General features: G+C 67.7%; 16 protein-coding genes. 7 read left to right on the top strand and 9 right to left on the bottom strand.

What is annotated here, in order from left to right; translation table 11 throughout:
* Positions 1-92: 92 nt before the first annotated feature.
* Together AC3A4T_RS11435 and xerD are read right to left on the bottom strand one after the other, a co-directional pair.
* Positions 93-977, bottom strand: a complete 885-nt coding sequence (locus AC3A4T_RS11435; protein ID WP_487675497.1) for a DsbC family protein — start codon at positions 975-977, stop codon at positions 93-95.
* A 682-nt stretch (positions 978-1,659) separates the two neighbouring features.
* Complete coding sequence (gene xerD, locus AC3A4T_RS11430; RefSeq protein ID WP_487675496.1) at positions 1,660-2,607, bottom strand: site-specific tyrosine recombinase XerD; 948 nt, start codon at positions 2,605-2,607, stop codon at positions 1,660-1,662.
* 132 nt (positions 2,608-2,739) lie between these two features.
* On the opposite strand from xerD, the gene AC3A4T_RS11425 reads away from it, so the two are divergent.
* On the top strand, positions 2,740-3,231 hold the full coding sequence (locus AC3A4T_RS11425; RefSeq protein WP_487675495.1) for an RDD family protein: 492 nt from the start codon (positions 2,740-2,742) through the stop codon (positions 3,229-3,231).
* Positions 3,232-3,411: 180 nt separating this feature from the next.
* Here the strand turns inward: AC3A4T_RS11425 and lptG are convergent, their stop codons facing one another.
* Both lptG and lptF read right to left on the bottom strand, forming a co-directional pair.
* Entirely contained in the window at positions 3,412-4,512 is a 1,101-nt protein-coding gene (lptG, locus tag AC3A4T_RS11420; protein WP_487675494.1) for an LPS export ABC transporter permease LptG, read from the bottom strand.
* On the bottom strand, positions 4,509-5,591 hold the full coding sequence (lptF, locus tag AC3A4T_RS11415) for an LPS export ABC transporter permease LptF (RefSeq protein WP_487675493.1): 1,083 nt from the start codon (positions 5,589-5,591) through the stop codon (positions 4,509-4,511). Before lptF ends, lptG begins: the two co-directional genes overlap by 4 nt.
* Before the next feature lie 309 nt (positions 5,592-5,900).
* Between lptF and AC3A4T_RS11410 the strand changes: the two genes are divergently transcribed.
* The 4 genes from AC3A4T_RS11410 (at position 5,901) to AC3A4T_RS11395 (ending at position 11,376) form a co-directional block, all read left to right on the top strand.
* Positions 5,901-7,388 (top strand): leucyl aminopeptidase, encoded by a 1,488-nt coding sequence (locus AC3A4T_RS11410; RefSeq protein WP_487675492.1) that lies wholly within the window; start codon positions 5,901-5,903, stop codon positions 7,386-7,388.
* Positions 7,389-7,543: 155 nt separating this feature from the next.
* Positions 7,544-7,969, top strand: a complete 426-nt coding sequence (locus AC3A4T_RS11405) for a DNA polymerase III subunit chi (RefSeq protein ID WP_056105908.1) — start codon at positions 7,544-7,546, stop codon at positions 7,967-7,969.
* 103 nt (positions 7,970-8,072) lie between these two features.
* Positions 8,073-10,838, top strand: coding sequence for a valine--tRNA ligase (locus tag AC3A4T_RS11400; protein WP_487675491.1), 2,766 nt, complete (start codon positions 8,073-8,075; stop codon positions 10,836-10,838).
* Positions 10,839-10,845: 7 nt separating this feature from the next.
* Positions 10,846-11,376 carry a hypothetical protein gene (locus tag AC3A4T_RS11395; protein WP_487675490.1) on the top strand — a complete coding sequence of 177 codons (531 nt, stop codon included), beginning with the start codon at positions 10,846-10,848 and terminating at the stop codon, positions 11,374-11,376.
* A gap of 85 nt (positions 11,377-11,461) precedes the next feature.
* On the opposite strand, the gene AC3A4T_RS11390 is transcribed toward AC3A4T_RS11395, so the two are convergent.
* The 5 genes from AC3A4T_RS11390 to pssA form a co-directional block, all read right to left on the bottom strand.
* Positions 11,462-12,172, bottom strand: coding sequence for an ankyrin repeat domain-containing protein (locus AC3A4T_RS11390; RefSeq protein WP_487675489.1), 711 nt, complete (start codon positions 12,170-12,172; stop codon positions 11,462-11,464).
* A gap of 183 nt (positions 12,173-12,355) precedes the next feature.
* Positions 12,356-13,870, bottom strand: coding sequence for a catalase (locus AC3A4T_RS11385; protein ID WP_487675598.1), 1,515 nt, complete (start codon positions 13,868-13,870; stop codon positions 12,356-12,358).
* Positions 13,871-14,089: 219 nt separating this feature from the next.
* The gene (rimI, locus tag AC3A4T_RS11380) at positions 14,090-14,581 is read right to left on the bottom strand and encodes a ribosomal protein S18-alanine N-acetyltransferase (RefSeq protein WP_056105915.1); all 492 of its coding nucleotides are present in this window, start codon (positions 14,579-14,581) and stop codon (positions 14,090-14,092) included.
* Positions 14,578-15,015 carry a hypothetical protein gene (locus AC3A4T_RS11375; protein ID WP_487675488.1) on the bottom strand — a complete coding sequence of 146 codons (438 nt, stop codon included), beginning with the start codon at positions 15,013-15,015 and terminating at the stop codon, positions 14,578-14,580. The genes rimI and AC3A4T_RS11375 overlap by 4 nt, the downstream gene beginning before the upstream one ends.
* Positions 15,012-15,803, bottom strand: a complete 792-nt coding sequence (gene pssA, locus AC3A4T_RS11370; RefSeq protein WP_487675487.1) for a CDP-diacylglycerol--serine O-phosphatidyltransferase — start codon at positions 15,801-15,803, stop codon at positions 15,012-15,014. The genes AC3A4T_RS11375 and pssA overlap by 4 nt, the downstream gene beginning before the upstream one ends.
* Before the next feature lie 110 nt (positions 15,804-15,913).
* Between pssA and AC3A4T_RS11365 the strand changes: the two genes are divergently transcribed.
* Together AC3A4T_RS11365 and AC3A4T_RS11360 are read left to right on the top strand one after the other, a co-directional pair.
* Positions 15,914-16,429 (top strand): DUF4124 domain-containing protein, encoded by a 516-nt coding sequence (locus tag AC3A4T_RS11365; RefSeq protein WP_487675486.1) that lies wholly within the window; start codon positions 15,914-15,916, stop codon positions 16,427-16,429.
* Positions 16,430-16,658: 229 nt separating this feature from the next.
* Positions 16,659-18,380: a proline--tRNA ligase gene (locus tag AC3A4T_RS11360; RefSeq protein WP_487675485.1), complete on the top strand. Its 1,722-nt coding sequence runs from the start codon at positions 16,659-16,661 to the stop codon at positions 18,378-18,380.
* Positions 18,381-18,522 lie beyond the last annotated feature (142 nt).

Here is an 18,522-nt window from a genome sequence, read left to right as displayed (position 1 = left end):
GCGTCGCGCGCCGATCCTCACGCGAGCAGGCCAGAAACGAAAAGGCCGCGCAATGCGCGGCCTTTTCGCGGTACTGGCCGGATCGCTCCGGCTTACAGCCCGCCCACCGGAGCGGCCACCGCCGCGGTCGGCTTGGCCGCGCCGGCCGGCTTGTTCGACTCGGCCGCCAGCTTGTCCAGCGCCTCGCGCAGCTGCGCCGGCGGGACGTAGCCACCGAGCTGCACGCCGTCGGCGGTCAGGATCATCGGGGTGCCGGTCAGGCCGGCGCGCTGGCCGACGTTGTACTGCTGAGTGACGCTGTTCTTGCAGTCCTTGCTGGCGATCGTGCCCTGATCGCTCTTGGCCTCGGTCATCGCCTTGCGGCGGTCCGGAGCGCACCACACCGAGACCATCTTCTTGTAGTCGTCGCTGCCGATGCCCATGCGCGGGAACGCCAGGTATTCGATCGCAATGCCCTGACGGTTGTATTCGGCGATTTCGCTATGCAGCTTGCGGCAGTAGCCGCATTCCACGTCGGTGAACACGGTGACGGTGTGCTTGGGATTGGCCGGCGCGAACACGATGCGCTCGCTCGCCGGGATGGTCTTGACCAGGTCCTTGCGCATTCCCGCCAAGCTGTCTTCGCTGAGGTTCTTCTTGACCTGGGTGTCGAACAGCGCGCCGCCGGAACCGGGCAGGAACAGGTAACGGCCGTCGTCGCTGACGTACACGACCTGGCCCTGGGCCAGCGCTTCGCGGAAGCCCGGCATCGGCGCCGGGCCGACCTTGTCGATGGTGACGTTGGGGTTGAGGGTGCGGATGGCGTCGACCGCGCGCGCGTCGGCGCTGCCGGCCTCGACCTTCGGCGCGGCGCCCTTCGACGCTTGCGCGGCGGGCTTGGCCGGATCGGTCTTGGCGGCCGCGGCACCCTGCGGCGCCTGCGCGCAGGCGGACAGGCTGATCGCGCCGATCAGGGCAAATAGGATGCGCTTCATCAATCGATTCCTTGGCGTTCTGGGGTCGGGGCTTGGACCCCCCGACGGGGAATAGGTTCGGCCGATTGTGGCATGGGTGGGGGTGGGATCGTGGTTCCGCGATGGGTATCACGTGGACAAGGGGCGATGGGGGTCGCGGTTTGGCTCATGCGGGGCGTGGGAAGCGTGCGCATAGGCGCGCTGCTGCCACTCACGGTCGTGACCGCGGCAACCCATGCGGCGGAATGAGCCGGGTACCGGATGCCTGCATGCAGGAACCGCGCGAACCGCTTTCGCGAGACCGGACTGGCGACGTCGGTGGATTGGCGCGGTCGCGGCTCACGCCGCTCCTACAGGGGATTCGGCGCTGACTCGGGTGTTCGTCGAAGCACTCCGGCCCTCCGAGCCGAGCACGGTTGCGCCCATAAGCCGCGACGAAGCTCGGATTCCCCCTGCAGGAGCTGCGCGAGCTGCGACCGCGACACGCGGACCACGACGCAACCATGATGTCGCGGCCGCGGCTGTGCGGCGCGTGAACTCGGACGTCGCGCCCCGGCCCGGCGCAGTGCGCCGGGCGTTCAAGCAGGCATGCGGCAGGTTCGCTGCTTCGTTGCGGAACGCTTGAGCTGGGAGTTGCGCTCCCGGCCCGGCGCAGTGCGCCGGGCGTTCAAGCAGGCACGCGGCAGTGCCGCGTGAGCGCCTGCTTTCACCCCCTCGGGTGGTGCCGCGCGTGCAGCTTTTTCAGATGTTCGCGCGCCACCAAAGTGTAGATCTGGGTGGTCGACAGCGAGCTGTGCCCCAGCAGCATCTGCAGCGCGCGCAGGTCGGCGCCGTGGTTGAGCAGGTGGGTGGCGAAGCTGTGGCGCAGGCCGTGCGGGCTGATCTTGGCCGGGTCGATCCCGGCCAGCACCGCGTAGCGCTTGACCAGATGCCAGAACGCTTGCCGGCTCGGGGCTTCGCCGCTGGCCTCGAGGAACAACGGCGCCAGCGCGCGCTTGCCGGCCAGTCGCGGCCGCGATTGGGCGAGGTAGCGCTCCAGCCAGTGCTGGGCCTCCTCGCCCAGCGGCACCAGCCGCTCCTTGCTGCCCTTGCCCATCACCCGCAACACGCCCTGGCGCAGGTTGAGCGCGGTCGCGGGCAGGTTGACCAACTCGCTCACGCGCAAGCCGGCGGCGTACATCAGCTCGAGCATGGCGCGGTCGCGCAGGCCCAGCGGAGTGTCCAGGTCGGGCGTGTTCAACAGCGCGTCGATCTGGCTTTCGGCCAGCGCCTTGGGCAGCGAGCGCGGCAGTTTCGGCGGCGCCAGCAATGCGGTGGGGTCGTCATGACGCTGGCCGCGCCGCACCCGGAACGCATAGAACGCGCGCAAGGCAGACAGCAGACGGGCGTTGCTGCGCGGCGAATAGCCTTCGCGGGCGCGCCAGGCCAGATAGTCGTACAGCGCCGTGCGGTCGGCATCGGCCAGGCCGGCGCCGTCGCGCCAGCGCGCCAGGCCCTCCAGGTCGCGGCGGTAGCTGTCCAGGGTCTGCCGCGCGAGTCCGTTCTCGGCCCAGAGGGTGTCGAGGAACGCGGTGATGGCGATGGCGTCGGCGTCGTCCAGCGGCGGCAGCGACATGGCCTGGACGCGGCGTTCGGCGGGGGTGGTGGAACTCATGTCGGCATGATCGGCCGGCGGCCGCGGAATGGCAAAGACGGCAGCGGCAGGCGCGCTGCGGCGGCGAGTGCAATGCCCACCCCGCAAGCCTGCGCGGGTGGCTCCCGACCCGACCTCGCTTATTCTGATGCGATGACTTCGCCCGACCCGACCGCCACCGCCGACACCGCATCCGTCCGCCCCGCCGCCCTGATCGGCTGGCGCCTGCTTTCGATGTTCTACGACTTCTGGCCAGTGCTGGCCTTGTGGATGCTGGCCGGCGCCGCGTTCGTGCTCGCGTTCACCTTGGCCGGGCACGACACCCACGAAAACATCCGCCCCTACACGCTGTGGTGGTCCGTGCAGTGGACCGTGTGCTGGCTGCTAGCCGGCGCCTATACGACGGTGAGCTGGCGCCGCGGCGGCCAGACTCTGGGCATGCGGCCGTGGCGGCTGCAGGTGACCGGCCCGGGCGATCAAGCCCCCGGCTGGAAAGCGCTGTGGCTGCGTTACGCCGTCGGCACAGTGTCGCTGGCCGCGGCGGGATTGGGCCTCTGGTGGGCTTGGTTCGACCGCGATCGCCTGACCTGGCACGACCGCGCGAGCGGGACCCGCACGATCCGGTTGCCCAAGCGCACCAAGTAAGCGCGTCGCATCGCGCCGCTAGCCACGTCGCAGACCACGAGGTCTGCGCGGGTGGGGCTTGAGCCCCGATTGGTTGCGATCGCCGAACGTGATCGTGTGGTTGCGTCGCTATGGTCGTCGCAGCCGAACGCCACACACGCCTCAGGGCAACACGCTGACGACCCGATCAAGCCGCAGGCGCTAACCCGACCGTCGTCTGAACAACAGCGCCGACACCGCCAGCATCACCACCGTCGGCGCCAGATAGGCCAGACGGAAGTCGAAGCGGAACACCTTGGCCAGTTCGACGAACTGGGTCTGCAGCAGCCAGAACACCAGCGCGAACACGATGCCGATGAACAAGCGCTTGCCCATGCCGCCGCTGCGCAGGCTGCCGAAGGCGAACGGCACCGCCGCCAGACACAGCGCCAGCACATTCAGCGGATAGAACCAGCGGCCCCAGTAGTGAGCTTCGAATTCGCCGGCATCGAGCTGATTGCGCTGACGGTCCTCGATCGCCTTGTGCAGCGCCTTGGCGGTCAGATAACGAGGGCGATTGGTGCCGCTCATCAAGGCCGAGCTGTCGAGCTTGGACTCCCAGCGCTCCTCGGGAACCTGGGTCTTCTCGGCCGACTTGGCGTGGAAGGTGGTGCGGGTGACGTTGCGCAGCAACCAGCCGCCCGGACGGTGCTCGGCGATGCCGGCGACCGCGATCGAAACCAGACGCCCGTCGGCGCCGAACTGGTACAGGCTGACGTCGCGCAGTTCCAGCCAGCGGTCGTTGCCGGCGCTGCGCTCCTGGCCCTGGCTCGCGCTGAGGATCACATCGCCCTCGCGCGCCCACAGCCCGGAGTACTCGGCCACGACCTGGTTATTCGACTTGGCCGCGGCCTTGAGCGATTCGGCGCGACGCTGCGCCTCGGGCGCGACGGTCTCGCCGTTGATCACCATCAGCACGGTCAGGATCGCCAGCGAGCCGGCCACCGCGATGCTCAGGCGCCGCCGCGACAGGCCGATCGCGCGCAGCACGGTCAGCTCGGAGGTCGACGCCAGTTGCCCCAGCGCCATCAGCGAGCCGACCACTGAGGCGTACGGAAACAGCGCGTAGGCGCGGCGCGGCACGGTCAGCAGCATGTAGGCCAGGGCCTGGACCACGCCGTAGCGGCCCTTGCCGACGTCGCCGAACTCATTGACGAAGCTGAGCATGAAGTCTAGGCCCAGCAGCACCGCCCAGGTCAGCAGCACCGTGCTGAGCACGACCTTGGCGACATAGACGTCGTGGATCTTCGGAAACGGCTTCATACGATCGCCCTGCGCCGGCCGACCCGGCCGTCACGGAAATACATCCAGGACGTCACCGCCAGCATCGGCAAGGTCAGCCACCACAGCCCCAGCGCGGCCGGGGTCTTGCCGTCCTCGATCCAGCCGGTGCCCATCATCATGAAGTTGTTGCCGATCAGGAACGTCAGAAAACCGATCAGCATGGTCCCGTAGCGGGCCTGGCGCGGCGTGCTGCGCGCCAGCGGCACCGCCAGCAGGGCGAACGCCAGCGCCAGCAAGGGCGGCGCGATCCGGTAATGCAGCTGGGCCGCGGCCTCGCGGCGTGGATCGCCGATCAGCTGCAGGGTGTTGAGCATTTCCGGCGACTTGGGGTCGTAGCGGTTCTCGCTGGCCGGCAGCAGCACGTCGTTGCTGACATACCGCATCAGGCGGAAATTCAGGCTGCCGTCGACCGGGCCTTCGACCTCGAAACCGTCGTCGAGGGTCAGATAGCGGTCGCCGTTGGCGTCCACGGTCAGGCGGCCGCTCTTGGACGTGGTCACGTCCTGGCGGCCGGGCTTGTGGCGGTAAATGAAGATGCGTTCGAACCGGGTGCCATCGTCGGACATCGCGCCCACATAGATCACGCCGTTGTCGCCGGGCAGGCCGGTGAAGGCGCCCGGCTCCAGGCCGGCCACGACCAGGCTGCGATTGGCCTCGTTGATCATCTGCCGCGAGGCCCGGTCGGCCCACGGCCCCAGCCACAGCGAGCAGGCCCCGACCAGCAGGATGATCGGCCCGGCGACCAGCAGCAGCGGCTTGAGCAGCCGGCGCGGGCCCACGCCGATCGAGGAGATCACCGGCATTTCCGAATCGCGATAGAGCCGGCCGATACCGAGCATCAGCCCCAGCATCAGCGCCAGCGGCAGGATCAGCGGCAGCCACTTGATCAGCACCAGGCCCAGCTGGATCAGCATCATCCCGGCCGGGACCTTGCCCTTGGCGATGTCTTCGAGCACATCGGTGAAGGCGCCGCCGACGCTTACGATCAGCAGCACCACCAGGGTGGCGAAGATCGCCTGGGCGAATTCGCCGGAGAGGTATCGGTCAAGCTTGAGCATCGGGTAGGAAGGCGCGCTTCGGGTTGGGCTTCGGCATCGGGCGGGCTTGCTTTAAACTCGGGAGTTCGTTCGACGGCCGGCCGGACCGCGATCGCCCCGGGTTGGGGTTGCGCGGCACAGGCCCCAGATTTACCGCTGGTGCCAGCGTCACCACTGGTGGTGCATCGCTGGCGCCGGAGTCACCTCCGACGCGATCACCGGTGCGATATGGGCAATGCGGGTTCCGCGGCTTCCGCCCCGGTTCTCCGCATCGCGCAAAGCCGATCGATTGTACGTACACAACCTCTTATCTGCTCGGGAATCTGTTGGATGACCCTCGAATTCGACCTGAACCGCGACGCGTCCGCGGCCGCTCAAACCGATTGCATCGTGGTAGGCGCCTTTGCCGACAAGACCCTGACGGCTACCGCGCGAACGCTGGATGAAGCCAGCGGCGGACGCCTGACCGCGCTGCTGGAGCGCGGCGACATCAGCGGCAAGACCGGCAAGACCTCGCTGCTGCACGACCTGCCCGGCGTGGCCTCGCCGCGCGTGCTGGTGGTCGGTCTCGGCGAGGCCGGCAAGTTCGGCGTCGCCCAGTACCTCAAGGCGGTCGGCGACGCGGCGCGCGCGCTCAAGGCCGGCCCGGTCGCGCACGCGATCTTCACCATCAGCGAAGAGCCGGTCGCCGGCCGCGACGCCGCCTGGGCGATCCGTCAGGCCGCGATCGCCGCCGATCACGCCTGCTACCGCTACACCGCGACCCTCGGCAAGGCCGCGCTCGGCAAGAGCCGGGACGAACCCGGCCTGCGCACGCTGTCGATCAGCGGCTCGGACGCGACCGCGCTGGCCCAGGGCCAGGCGATCGCCGCCGGCGTGCAGTTCGCGCGCGAACTGGGCAACCTGCCGCCGAACGTCTGCAACCCGGCCTATCTGGCCCAGCAGGCGACCGAATTCGCCGCCCGCTTCGACAGCACCGACTGCGAAGTGCTCGATCGCGAGCAGATGCAGGAACTCGGCATGGGCTCGCTGCTCGCGGTCGCGCGCGGCTCGGCCAACCCGCCCAAGCTGATCGTGCTCAAGTACAACAACGGCGGCGACGCGAAACCTTATGTGATGGTCGGCAAGGGCATCACCTTCGACACCGGCGGCATCAACCTGAAGGTCCAGGGCGGAATCGAGGAAATGAAGTTCGACATGTGCGGCGCCGCCAGCGTGATGGGCGCGTTCGTGTCGGCGGTCGGCATGCAGTTGCCGATCAACCTGGTGGTGATCGTGCCGGCGGTCGAGAACATGCCCGACGCCGACGCCTACCGCCCGTCCGACGTGCTCACCAGCATGTCCGGCAAGACCATCGAAGTCGGCAACACCGACGCCGAAGGCCGCCTGATCCTGTGCGACGCGCTGACCTACGCGCAGCGCTTCGAACCGCAGGCGCTGCTCGACGTGGCCACCCTGACCGGCGCCTGCGTGGTCGCGCTGGGCAAGTTCGCCACCGGCCTGATGAGCAAGCACGACGATCTGTCGGCCGAACTGCTCAGCGCCGGCGAGGAAGTGTTCGACCGCGCCTGGCGCCTGCCGCTGTGGGACGAATACCAGACCCAGCTCGAATCGGCCTTCGCCGACGTCTACAACATCGGCGGCCGCTGGGCCGGCGCGATCACCGCCGGCTGCTTCCTCGCGCGCTTCACCGAAGGCCAGCGCTGGGCGCATCTGGACATCGCCGGCGTATCCAACGAAGAAGGCAAGCGCGGCCTGGCGACGGGCCGGCCGGTGGGTTTGCTGAGCCAGTGGCTGCTGGAACGAAACGGGAATTGAGGATCGGGAATCGAGAATGGGGAATCGGGAATCGGTAGAGCGCTTGCGTCGCGACCGATTCTCGCTCTGCGTTTCTCACTCCTCACTTCTCGCTTCTCGCTTTGGCTTCTCGCTTCAACCGATTCCCCACTCCCCATTCCCGATTCCCGGCCCCTATGCCCCGCGCTGACTTCTACCTGATCCAATCGCCGCGCTTCAAACAAGAACCGCTTCGGTTGGTCTGCGAGCTGACGCGCAAGGCGCACGACGCCGGGCTGTCCACGCTGATCCTGGCGCGCAGCGCCGAGCAAGCCGAACAGCTCGACGACATGCTGTGGGACATGGGCGAGGACGCCTACATCCCGCACCAGATCGCCGGCATGGACGAGGACGAGGACGAAGCCGACGTGCTGATCGCCGCGCCCGACTCGCAGGCCGCGTTGCGCGCGCTGGTCATCAACCTGCGCGACGCCGCGGTCGCCGACGGCTTCGAGCGCGTGCTCGAAGTGGTCCCCGCCGACGACTCCGCGCGCGGCCCGCTGCGCGAGCGCTGGAAGCAGTACCAGGCGCGTGGGCTGGCTTTGAATAAGCACGATATGTGAGCAGCGGAGATTCGGGATTGGGGATTCGAGATTCGAAAAACCACCCGGCCCTGCTCTTGATTTACCTAATCCCGAATCCCCAATCTCGAATCCCGGCTCTCAAATGTCCCTCGCCCCCAGCTACGACCCCAAACAGTTCGAAACCCGCCTGTACGAACAGTGGGAAAGCAGCGGCGTATTCAAGCCGCGCGGCGAGGGCGAGCCCTATTCCATCCTGTTGCCACCGCCGAACGTGACCGGCACCCTGCACATGGGCCACGCGTTCCAGCACACCTTGCAGGATGCGTTGATCCGCTACCACCGTATGCGCGGCTACGACACGCTGTGGCAGATGGGCACCGACCATGCCGGCATCGCCACCGAGATGGTGGTGGCGCGCAATCTCGGCGCCGAGGGCCTGACCCGCGACGGTCTGGGCCGCGACGGCTTCATCGAGAAAGTGTGGGAGTGGAAGGGCAAATCCGGCGACACCATCGAACGGCAGATGCGCCGCCTGGGCACCTCCGGCGACTGGTCGCGCTCGGTGTTCACCATGGACCCGATCGCATCGAACGCGGTGATCGAAGCCTTCGTGCGCATGCACGAGCAAGGCTTGATCTACCGCGGCCAGCGCCTGGTCAACTGGGACCCGGTGCTGAAGACCGCGATCTCCGATCTGGAAGTGATCAACGAAGAAGAAGACGGCTTCCTGTGGTCGATCGCCTACCCGCTCAGCGACGGCAGCGCCACCCTGGTGGTCGCGACCACGCGCCCGGAAACCATGCTCGGCGATACCGCGGTCATGGTCCATCCGGACGATGAGCGCTATCAGCACCTGATCGGCAAGACCGTGACCCTGCCGCTGAGCGCGCGGGAGATTCCGATCATCGCCGACAGCTATGTCGATCGCGAATTCGGCACCGGCGTGGTCAAGGTCACGCCCGCGCACGACTTCAACGATTACGCGGTCGGCCAGCGCCACGGCCTGCCGATGATCAACATCTTCACCCCCGACGCGGCGGTCAACGACAACGCGCCGGCGAAGTACGTCGGCCTGGATCGCTACGAAGCGCGCAAGGTCGTGCTCGCCGATCTGGAAGCCGAAGGCATCCTGATCGAAACCAAGCCGCACAAGCTGCAGGTGCCGCGCGGCGACCGCACCAATCAGGTGATCGAGCCGTATCTGACCGACCAGTGGTTCGTGCAGATGGACGGCCTGGCCAAGCGCGGTCTCGATCTGGTGGAGAAGGGCGATATCCGTTTCGTCCCGCCGAACTGGATCAACACCTACCGTCACTGGATGGAAAACATCCAGGATTGGTGCATCAGCCGCCAGCTGTGGTGGGGCCATCGCATTCCGGCGTGGTACGACGCCGACGGCAAGATCTACGTCGGTCGCGACGAAGCCGATGCGCGCGCGCGCGGTGGGATCGGCGCGGACGTCGCATTGCAGCAGGACCACGATGTGCTGGAGACCTGGTTCTCCTCGGGCCTGTGGCCGTTCAGCACGATGGGCTGGCCGGACGAGGCGACGATGGGCGCGCGCGGGTTCGAGCGCTTCGTGCCGTCGTCGGTGCTGGTCACCGGTTTCGACATCATCTTCTTCTGGGTCGCCCGCATGATCATGCTGACCGACCACTTCACCGGGCAGATTCCGTTCAAGGACGTGTACATCACCGGCCTGGTGCGCGATCAGTTCGGCCAGAAGATGTCCAAGTCCAAGGGCAACGTGCTCGACCCGATCGATCTGGTCGACGGCATCACCCTGGAAGATTTGGTCGACAAGCGCACCACCGGCCTGATGAATCCCAAGCACGCCGAGAAGATCGAGAAAGCCACGCGCAAGGAATTCCCCGGCGGCATTCCCGCGTTCGGCGCCGATGCGCTGCGCTTCACCATCGCCGCGCTGGCGACGCATGGCCGCGACATCAAGTTCGACCTGAGCCGCGCCGAGGGCTACAAGAATTTCTGCAACAAGCTGTGGAATGCCACGCGCTTCGTGTTGATGAACACCGAAGGCGCGAGCTTCAGCGGCGCGCCGCAGCCGAAGACCGACGCCGAGCGTTGGATCCTGGCGCAATTGGCCAAGACCTCGGCCGAGGCCGAGACCCATTTCGCCGCGTATCGCTTCGACCTGCTCGCGCAGTCGCTGTACGAATTCGCCTGGAACGCGTTCTGCGACTGGTTCGTCGAACTGTCCAAGCCGGCGCTGCAGGGCGAGGACGCCACTGCCGCGAACAGCACCCGCCACACCCTGCTGTACGTGCTCGAACGCCTGTTGTCGCTGCTGCATCCGCTGATCCCGTTCGTGACCGAGGAACTGTGGCAGCAGGTCGCGCCGAAGCTCGGCATCAGCGAAACCACGGTGATGCTGCGTCCGTATCCGCAGGCGTCCGAATTCGACGGCGACCATGCCCAGGCCGAAAGCGACATCGAATGGCTCAAGGCGATGGTGTCGGCGTTGCGCAAGGTGCGCAGCGAATTGAACGTCAAGCCGTCGGACTTCGTGAGCTTGTTGCTGGTCAACGGCGATGCGTCCGATCGCGTGCGCGCCGAGCGTTTCGCCTCGCAGCTCAAGTTCCTCAACAAGATCGATCGCATCGAGTTCGTCGACGACGGCGCGCCGACGCCGCCGGCCGCGCCCGCGGTGGTCGGCGAGCTGACCCTGCTGGTGCCGCTGCCGGCCGACAAGCTCGATGCCGAGCGCGTGCGCCTGGACAAGGAAATCAAGCGCATCGACGGCGAAATCGGCAAGAGCCGCGGCAAGCTGTCGAGCGAGACCTTCGTGCAGAACGCACCGGCGGCGGTGGTCGAACAGGAGCGCAAGCGTCTGGTCGACTGGAACGTGCAGCTTGAAGGGCTGACCGCGCAGCGCGCGAAGCTGGGCTGAGCGGCGCGTGCCGCGACGCCTGCTGGGTTGGTTCAAGGGCCGTGGCGGTAACGGGCGCGATGACGGCCCGCTGCCGCCGCTGGCGCTGACGCCCGACCTGGTCGCGTCGGCCATCGAGGTTTTCGGCCAGGGCGAACGCACGGACAGCGCGATCGAAGACGACATGCTCGCGTTGGCCGGGCATCCGCTGACCGCGCGCCGGCTGGTCGACGTGATTCCCGAGGCCTTCGGCCTGGTGCTGGTCGCGCATATCCCGAACTGCGCCGGCATGGAACTGCCGCAGACCTTTTCCGCGCGAACCGCCGACGGCGAATGGCGTTCGATTCCGTGCGAACGCGAGCCTTTGTTCGCTTTGGCCGCGGTCACGGCGACACGCATGTATCACAACGGACCGCGTGATCGTTTCCGCGCCATCGCCACGCGCGCGTCGATCGTCAATGCGGTCAGCCAAGCGCTCGATCAGGTCGACTCGCTCGAAGGCGCGTCGATGGCCGGACCGGAGTTCAACGGCCTTCCGGCCGAACTCTATTCGGCTTGACGGGCGCGACGGCATCCGGCGCGGGGACCCGATTCCCGATTCCCGATTCCCGATTCCCGATTCCCGATTCCCGATTCCGGGATTCTCAGCCCTCCCGCTTCCGACTCAACGCGGCCAACCGATCCGCCAATACCGCATTGCCCTGCGTGCGCGCCAGCGCTTCGGCGGTGGCGCCGCTGGCATCGGTAAGGGCGAAATCGGCCTGACGCGCGGCCAAGGCTTCGACCAGATCGGCGCGGCCGAACAAGGCCGCGAACATCGGCGCGGTCTGGCCGGCGGCGTTGCGCGCGTTTACGTCGGTGCGCGGGTCGGCGAGCAAGCGCCGGGCGCTTTCGATCTCGCCCTTGAACAACGCGCCCATCAGCGCGGTGTTGCCGCGCGCGCTGTCGCCCAGGTTCGGCGAGGCGCCGGCGTCCAGCAAGGTGCGCACCGCATCGGCCTTGCCGTAGTACGCGGCGAGGATCAACGCGGTCGAACCACGTTCGTCGCGCGCATCGACCTGCACGCCGCGCGCCAGCAGCGACTTGAGCACCTCGACATCGCCGGCGCGGGCGGCGTCGAACAGGTAAGGACTCAGGTCCTTGCTCGCGAGCGGGGACGAATCAATCGCGGGCGTGGCATGAGCCGTGGACGCGGCATGGCCGTGATCGGGTTGCGTCGCGGCATGCGGGCTCGCGTGCGCGCCAGCCGCCGCCGCTTGAGTCGGCCCCGCAGGACCGTGCGCGAACGCGGGCACCGCGACGATCGCAAACGCAAGCAGCGCGCCCGCTGGGAGTTTCAACAACATGGAATTCATGAAAGTCTCCAGGCGCTCAGCCATCGCGGCCGCGCCGGTTCGATGCGCCGCATCGCGAAGGATGCGGCGTTGCGGAAGTGATGTAAGCGCGTAAGCAACGCGCGCAATCTTGATGTCCACCCGAAGCGATGAATCGGGACGCGCGCGGCGACCCGATTAATCGCTCCGGAATGTCGCGAACGATCAGTCGCTCAACGCATCCGACAAGGTCTTCACCTTGCCCGCATCGCGCTTGAGCGCCTGCGCCAGACGCGTGCCGTAGTCGGCGTCCGCCTTATGGAAGTACGACAGCATCGTGTACATCGTGGTCTCGTCGCGCACCTGGCCCAGGTCGCCGGCCAGATTCGCGATCAGGCTCTTGCGTTCGTCGGCCGACAGCGAGCGGTAGAACTCGCCGGCCTGGCGGAAGTTCAAGGTCTTGGCGATGCGCGCCTGCTGGGTCGCGCCGCTTAGCGGCAAAGCGCTGTAACGCCCGGCATCGGACTGCGGCTTGGGCTGGATGCGCGAGGGTTCGTAGTTGACCTTGCCGGTGCGCGCGCCGCTGTTGTGTTCGCCGTCCTGGTTGTTGCTGTTGACCGCGACCTTCGGCGCGTTGATCGGCAACTGATTGACGTTGGTGCCGACGCGATACAACTGGGTATCGGCGTAGGAGAACATGCGGCCCTGCAGCAACCGATCCTCGGACGGTTCGATGCCCGGCACCAGATTGGCCGGCGCGAACGCGGCCTGCTCGGTTTCCTGGAAGATGTTGGCCGGGTTGCGGTCCAGGGTCATGGTGCCGACCTTGACCTCGGGCACGCCGGTCCAGATCTTGGTCGCATCGAGCGGATTGAACGCGAATTGATCGAGCTGATCGGGCTTGAGGATCTGCACGTACAGGTCCCACTTGGGATAGTCGCCGCGCTCGATCGCCTGCATCAGGTCATTGGACAGATGATTGAAATCGCGCCCCTGCACCGAGGCGATCTGCGCGCCGGACAGATTGTGCTCGCCCTGGCGGCTGTCCCAGTGGAATTTGACGTAGACGTAGCCGCCCTTGTCGTCGACCAGCTTGTAGGCGTGCACGCCGTTGCCGTCCATCTCGCGATAGCTGCGCGGGGTGCCGTAATCGGAATACACCCGGGTCAGCATCTGCGTGGCTTCGGGCACGTGCGAGAAGAAATCGAACACCCGCGCCGGGTCCTGCACATTGGTGTCGGGGCTGGGCTTGAGCGAATGCACCATGTCCGGGAACTTGATCGCGTCGCGGATGAAGAACACCGGCAGGTTGTTGCCGACCAGATCCCAGTTGCCTTCGCTGGTGTAGAACTTGGTGGCGAAACCGCGCGGATCGCGCAGGGTTTCCGGCGAGTGATTGCCGTGGATCACGGTGGAGAAGCGCACGAACACCGGCGTGGTGGCGCCGGGCTGGAACACTTTCGCGCGGGTGTATTGCGAGATGTCGCCGGTGACGGTGAAGCTGCCGTGCGCGCCGGTGCCGCGCGCATGCACCACGCGTTCGGGGATGCGTTCGCGATCGAAGCGTTGCAGCTTCTGGATCAGATGCACGTCCTGCAGCAGCACCGGGCCGTCGGCGCCGGCGGTCTGCGAGTTCTGGTTGTCGCCGACCACCGCGCCGTTGTCGCGCGTCAGGGGCGGCGCGGCCTGGGCGAAGGCGGCGCCGGAGAGAAGCAACTGCGCGGAAACGAAGGCCGCGATCAAACTGCGATGAGGCATGGGCATGGCTCTGTGGGGACTGCGCGGCAGCGTCCTACAGGCATGCGATCGGGGAAAATCGTTTGTTTGGATGGCAGCGATAGCCGTCGGCTATTCGGTACGCGTCATTGCGCGAACCCGGTCACCGTTCACGCGTCGTCAGCATTGATCGCGCGGATCGAAGCATGACCGCGCGCACGTTCGAGCGCCGATCAAACCCGCTTACTCACTCGGCAATAGTTCGATCGCCATCACCAAAGCGTCTTCGCGTCCGCCGCGCGCCGGGTAGTAGCGCGGGCGACGGCCGATCTCGTTGAAGCCTTCGCTGTGGTACAGCGCGATCGCGCCGGGATTGGACGGCCGCACTTCCAGGAATACGCGCTCGGCGCCGCGGCCGCGGGCGACGTGCAGCAGCGCGCGCAGCAGCTTGCGGCCGAAGCCGTGGCCGTGCGCTTCGGGCGCGACGCAGACGTTGAGCACGTGCGCTTCGCCGGCGGCCAGGCTCATCAGGAAGTAGCCGACGATGCGCTCGTTTTCGGTCAACACCCAGGCCGGGTAATCGGCGCGCAGGCAGTCGCGGAAGATGCCCGGGGTCCAGGGGAATTCGTAGGCGCGAATCTCGATGGCGTGGACGAGTTCGAGGTCGTCCTCGCGCATCGGCCGCAACGCGCGGGGCGCGGCGGCGGGATCGAACTCCGACGCCTGCGCGCTCATCCGTGGTTACCGGTGCGTCGCAGCTTGCGCAACTGCGGCCACAGCGCGCGCTTGGCCGCGGCGTTGCCGCGCAAGGACGGATCGAACAGCGCCAGCACCTGCGCATCGCCTTGTGCGCGGCGCGCGGCGCGCAGCAGGTTGCGCAACAAGGCCGGCGTGTCGTCGCCAGCGTTCGCGGCGCGCGGCGCGGTTTGGCCGGAGTGGGCCGCGGCACGTTCGGGTGCGCGACGTTCGGGCGCGACGGATTCGGACCCCGCGCGCGCGCGCGCCGGCTGCGATGCACGCGCGTCCGGCTCGGCGCCGCGGGCCGAATCGGCGGACGCGGCATTCGCAGTCGGCGCCTCGGCCGGCGGCTCGCTGCCGGCCAGGCTCATCACCGTATGCCCCATCGCCTGCAGCCATTCGCGCTGCTGCGCGCTCCACAGCCCGCTCATGGCGCACCGGTGGGACTGGGCGGCGGCGGCTCCTGCGGCGTGCGACGCATGCGGCGCCACAGCGCCTGGACCGGGCCGGACAAGGCGTACGGCGCGAAGATCGCCAGCAACACGCGCGGCGGATCGATCGCGATCGCGACCACCACCACCACCACCACCAGCACCGCCAGGAACGGCACCCGGTCGTTGCGCGGGCCGCTGCCCTTGAAGCTGACATAGCGCAGCCGGCTCACCATCAGCAGCCCGGCGATCACGGTCAGCGCCAGCGCGGCGTAGCGCAAGCGCTCGCCGTCCAGGTCGAAGCTGTGGCAGGTCCACACGAAACTGGCGACCAGTCCGGCCGCGGCCGGGCTGGCCAGGCCGATGAACCAGCGCTTGTCGACCTGGCCGACCTGGGAATTGAAGCGCGCCAGGCGCAGCGCGGCGCAGGCGGCGTACAGGAACGCGCCGACCCAGCCGATCTTGCCGGGGATCACCCCGTCGAGCTTGGTCGAGATCAGCGCCCAGTGGTACATGACCATGGCCGGCGCCAGGCCGAAGCTGATCAGGTCAGCCAGCGAGTCGTACTGAACCCCGAACTCGCTCTGGGTGTTGGTCAGCCGGGCGACCCGGCCGTCGACGCCGTCGAGGATCGCGGCGATGAAGATCGCCATGCAGGCCTCGTCGAAACGGCCCTGGGTGGCGGCGATGATCGCGTAGAAACCGGCGAACAGGCCGCCGGTGGTGAACAAATTAGGCAGCAAATAGATGCCGCGTCCGCGCGGGCGGGGCGTGGGTTGAGGTTCCATAACTGGGAAGTGTAGCGCTTGCCTGCGCCCGAGCAGGATGCTGCAATCTCGCATCCCCCGCTGTAACGTAGTTTCCGCTCGTTCCGCCAGCCCCGTTCCGGAGCCTCGTCATGTCCTGCACCTCCCGTTATTCCGCCCGCCGCGCCTTGTCGGCGCTGGGCCTGCGCGCCGTCCCGACCGCTCTGCTGGTGCTGCTGGCCGTCGCGCCGGCCGCCGCCACCGAGCTGTACCAGTGGAAGGACGCCAAGGGCGTCACCCACTACTCCGACTCGCCGCCGCCCGAACAGGGTCAGGCCGGGGTCAAGAACCGGGTGATCCAGAACCGCACCGGCACCCCGGCGCAGACCGCCACGACCGCCGCGCCGAGCGAGAACGCGCAATGCACCGGCGCGCGCGCCAATCTCAAGCAGCTGGAGAGCGCGGCCGCGGTCGGCATGGACAGCAACGGCGACGGCAAGGCCGACGGCGTGCTCGACGCGCAGCAGCGCGCCGCCCAGGTCGAACTGGCCAAGGCCCAGATCCGGGTCAATTGCACCGCCGCGGCCCCGGCCACGCCCGGCGCCACGCCCGCGGCCAGCTCCTCGCCGTCGCCGCGGGCTACGCCGCAGAAGCAGGCGGAGAGCTGAGAGGCCGGGATTCGGGATTAGGGATTCGGGATTGGTCACGGCGGGTTTTGCTCGCGACCGATCCGACTCGATGATCTGACGCCGGGTCGCCCTCACGGGCGATCCGGCGTTTTTCGTTTGCGCGCGCCCTGTCCGCCACGGCGAAAACCCGCCAATCCCGAATCCCAAATCCCGAATCCCGGCCCCAACTGGCAAACTGTTCGCTTTCCCCATCCGCGAACCCCTGCCGATGCGCCTGTCGCACTTTCATCTCCACACCAGCAAGGAAACCCCCGCCGAAGCCGAAATCATCAGCCACAAGCTGATGCTCAAGGCCGGCATGATCCGCAAGCTCGCCGCCGGCCTGTACACCTGGTCGCCGCTGGGCCTGCGCGTGCTGCGCAAGGTCGAGCGCGCGGTGCGCGAGGAGATGAACGCCGCGGGCGCGATCGAGGTGCTGATGCCGGCGGTGCAACCCAAGGAGCTGTGGGAGGAAACCGGTCGCTGGGAAAAATTCGGCGGCCAGTTGCTCAAGATCAAGGATCGCAAGGAAGCGTGGTACTGCTTCGGCCCGACCCACGAGGAAGTCATCACCGACTTCGCCCGCAACGAACTGGCCAGCTACAAGCAGCTGCCGGTCAATTTCTATCAGATCCAGACCAAGTTCCGCGACGAAATCCGCCCGCGCTTCGGGGTGATGCGCGCACGCGAGTTCCTGATGAAGGACGCCTACTCGTTCCACGTCACCGACGCGGATCTCGGCCGCGAATACCAAAACATGTACGACACTTACGGCCGCATCTTCACCCGTCTGGGATTGAAGTTCCGCGCCGTGTTCGCCGACACCGGCGCGATCGGCGGCAGCGCCTCGCACGAGTTCCATGTGCTCGCCGATTCGGGCGAGGACGCGATCGCGTTCTCCGACGGCTCGGATTACGCCGCCAACGTCGAGTTGGCCGAAGCGGTGTCGCCGGGCCCGCGCGCGGCCGCGGGCGAAGAGCTGCGCAAGGTCGACACGCCGACCCAGAAGACCTGCGAGGACGTCGCCGCGTTGATGGGCATCGCGCTGACCCGCACGGTTAAGTCGATCGCGATCGTCGGCAGCGACACCGACGGCAAGCCGCAGTTCGCGCTGGCCCTGGTCCGCGGCGACCACGCGATCAACGAGATCAAGCTGTCCAAGCTCGCCGGCCTGGCCGAGTATCGCCTCGCCACCGAGGCGGAGATCGTCGAACACCTCGGCGCGCAGCCGGGTTTCCTGGGTCCGGTCAAGCCGCTTAAGAACGTCCGCGTGATCGCCGACCGCAGCGTCGCGGCGATGGCCGACTTCGTGGTCGGCGCCAACGAGAACGGCTACCACCTCGCCGGGGTCAACTGGGGCCGCGATCTGGCCGAACCCAACGAGGTCGCCGACATCCGCAACGCGGTCGCCGGCGATCCCTCGCCCGACGGCCAGGGCCGCCTGGGCATCGCCCGCGGCATCGAAGTCGGCCACGTGTTCCAGCTCGGCCGCAAATACGCCGAGGCGATGAAGCTGACCGTGCTCGACGACACCGGCAAGGCCACCACCCCGGCGATGGGCTGCTACGGCATCGGCGTGTCGCGCATCGTCGCCGCGGCGATCGAGCAGAACCACGACGACGCCGGCATCGCCTGGCCCGAGGCGATGGCGCCGTGGCAGGCGGTGGTGTGCGTGATCAACCCGAAGAACGACCCGGCCGTGGCCGAGGCCGCGCTGGCGCTGTATCAGGACCTGGTCAAGGCCGGCGTCGACGCTGCGCTCGACGACCGCGGCCTGCGCCCGGGCGCGATGTTCGCCGACATCGAACTGATCGGCGTGCCGCACCGCGTGGTGGTGTCCGAACGCGGCCTGGCCGCGGGCAGTTTCGAATACCGCCACCGCCGCGCCAGCGAAGCGGAGAATCTCGACCGCGCCGCGGTCCTGGCCCGGATCGGCGGCCTGTCACAATAAGCCGGCGGCGGTTTCGACGCCGCCGGCGAACGCCGCGACGATACGATCCGATTACCCCGCCCGTCACGGCGGGGTAATCGCGACGGTCCCGGTTTCGCACCGCCCCAAGCAGGTTTCGTGCCTAGCTCGAAAAACCCCGGTA

This window comes from Lysobacter sp. Soil_N_51 (assembly GCF_057655755.1).
This window is presented reverse-complemented; position numbering and strand designations above follow the sequence as displayed.

Bases quoted from the DNA above. Each gene is read 5' to 3' on its own strand.
- xerD (WP_487675496.1), bottom strand. From the start codon at position 2,607: ATGAGTTCCACCACCCCCGCCGAACGCCGCGTCCAGGCCATGTCGCTG.
- AC3A4T_RS11425 (WP_487675495.1), top strand. From the start codon at position 2,740: ATGACTTCGCCCGACCCGACCGCCACCGCCGACACCGCATCCGTCCGC.
- lptG (WP_487675494.1), bottom strand. From the start codon at position 4,512: ATGAAGCCGTTTCCGAAGATCCACGACGTCTATGTCGCCAAGGTCGTG.
- lptF (WP_487675493.1), bottom strand. From the start codon at position 5,591: ATGCTCAAGCTTGACCGATACCTCTCCGGCGAATTCGCCCAGGCGATC.
- AC3A4T_RS11410 (WP_487675492.1), top strand. From the start codon at position 5,901: ATGACCCTCGAATTCGACCTGAACCGCGACGCGTCCGCGGCCGCTCAA.
- AC3A4T_RS11405 (WP_056105908.1), top strand. From the start codon at position 7,544: ATGCCCCGCGCTGACTTCTACCTGATCCAATCGCCGCGCTTCAAACAA.
- AC3A4T_RS11400 (WP_487675491.1), top strand. From the start codon at position 8,073: ATGTCCCTCGCCCCCAGCTACGACCCCAAACAGTTCGAAACCCGCCTG.
- AC3A4T_RS11390 (WP_487675489.1), bottom strand. From the start codon at position 12,172: ATGAATTCCATGTTGTTGAAACTCCCAGCGGGCGCGCTGCTTGCGTTT.
- rimI (WP_056105915.1), bottom strand. From the start codon at position 14,581: ATGAGCGCGCAGGCGTCGGAGTTCGATCCCGCCGCCGCGCCCCGCGCG.
- AC3A4T_RS11375 (WP_487675488.1), bottom strand. From the start codon at position 15,015: ATGAGCGGGCTGTGGAGCGCGCAGCAGCGCGAATGGCTGCAGGCGATG.
- pssA (WP_487675487.1), bottom strand. From the start codon at position 15,803: ATGGAACCTCAACCCACGCCCCGCCCGCGCGGACGCGGCATCTATTTG.
- AC3A4T_RS11365 (WP_487675486.1), top strand. From the start codon at position 15,914: ATGTCCTGCACCTCCCGTTATTCCGCCCGCCGCGCCTTGTCGGCGCTG.
- AC3A4T_RS11360 (WP_487675485.1), top strand. From the start codon at position 16,659: ATGCGCCTGTCGCACTTTCATCTCCACACCAGCAAGGAAACCCCCGCC.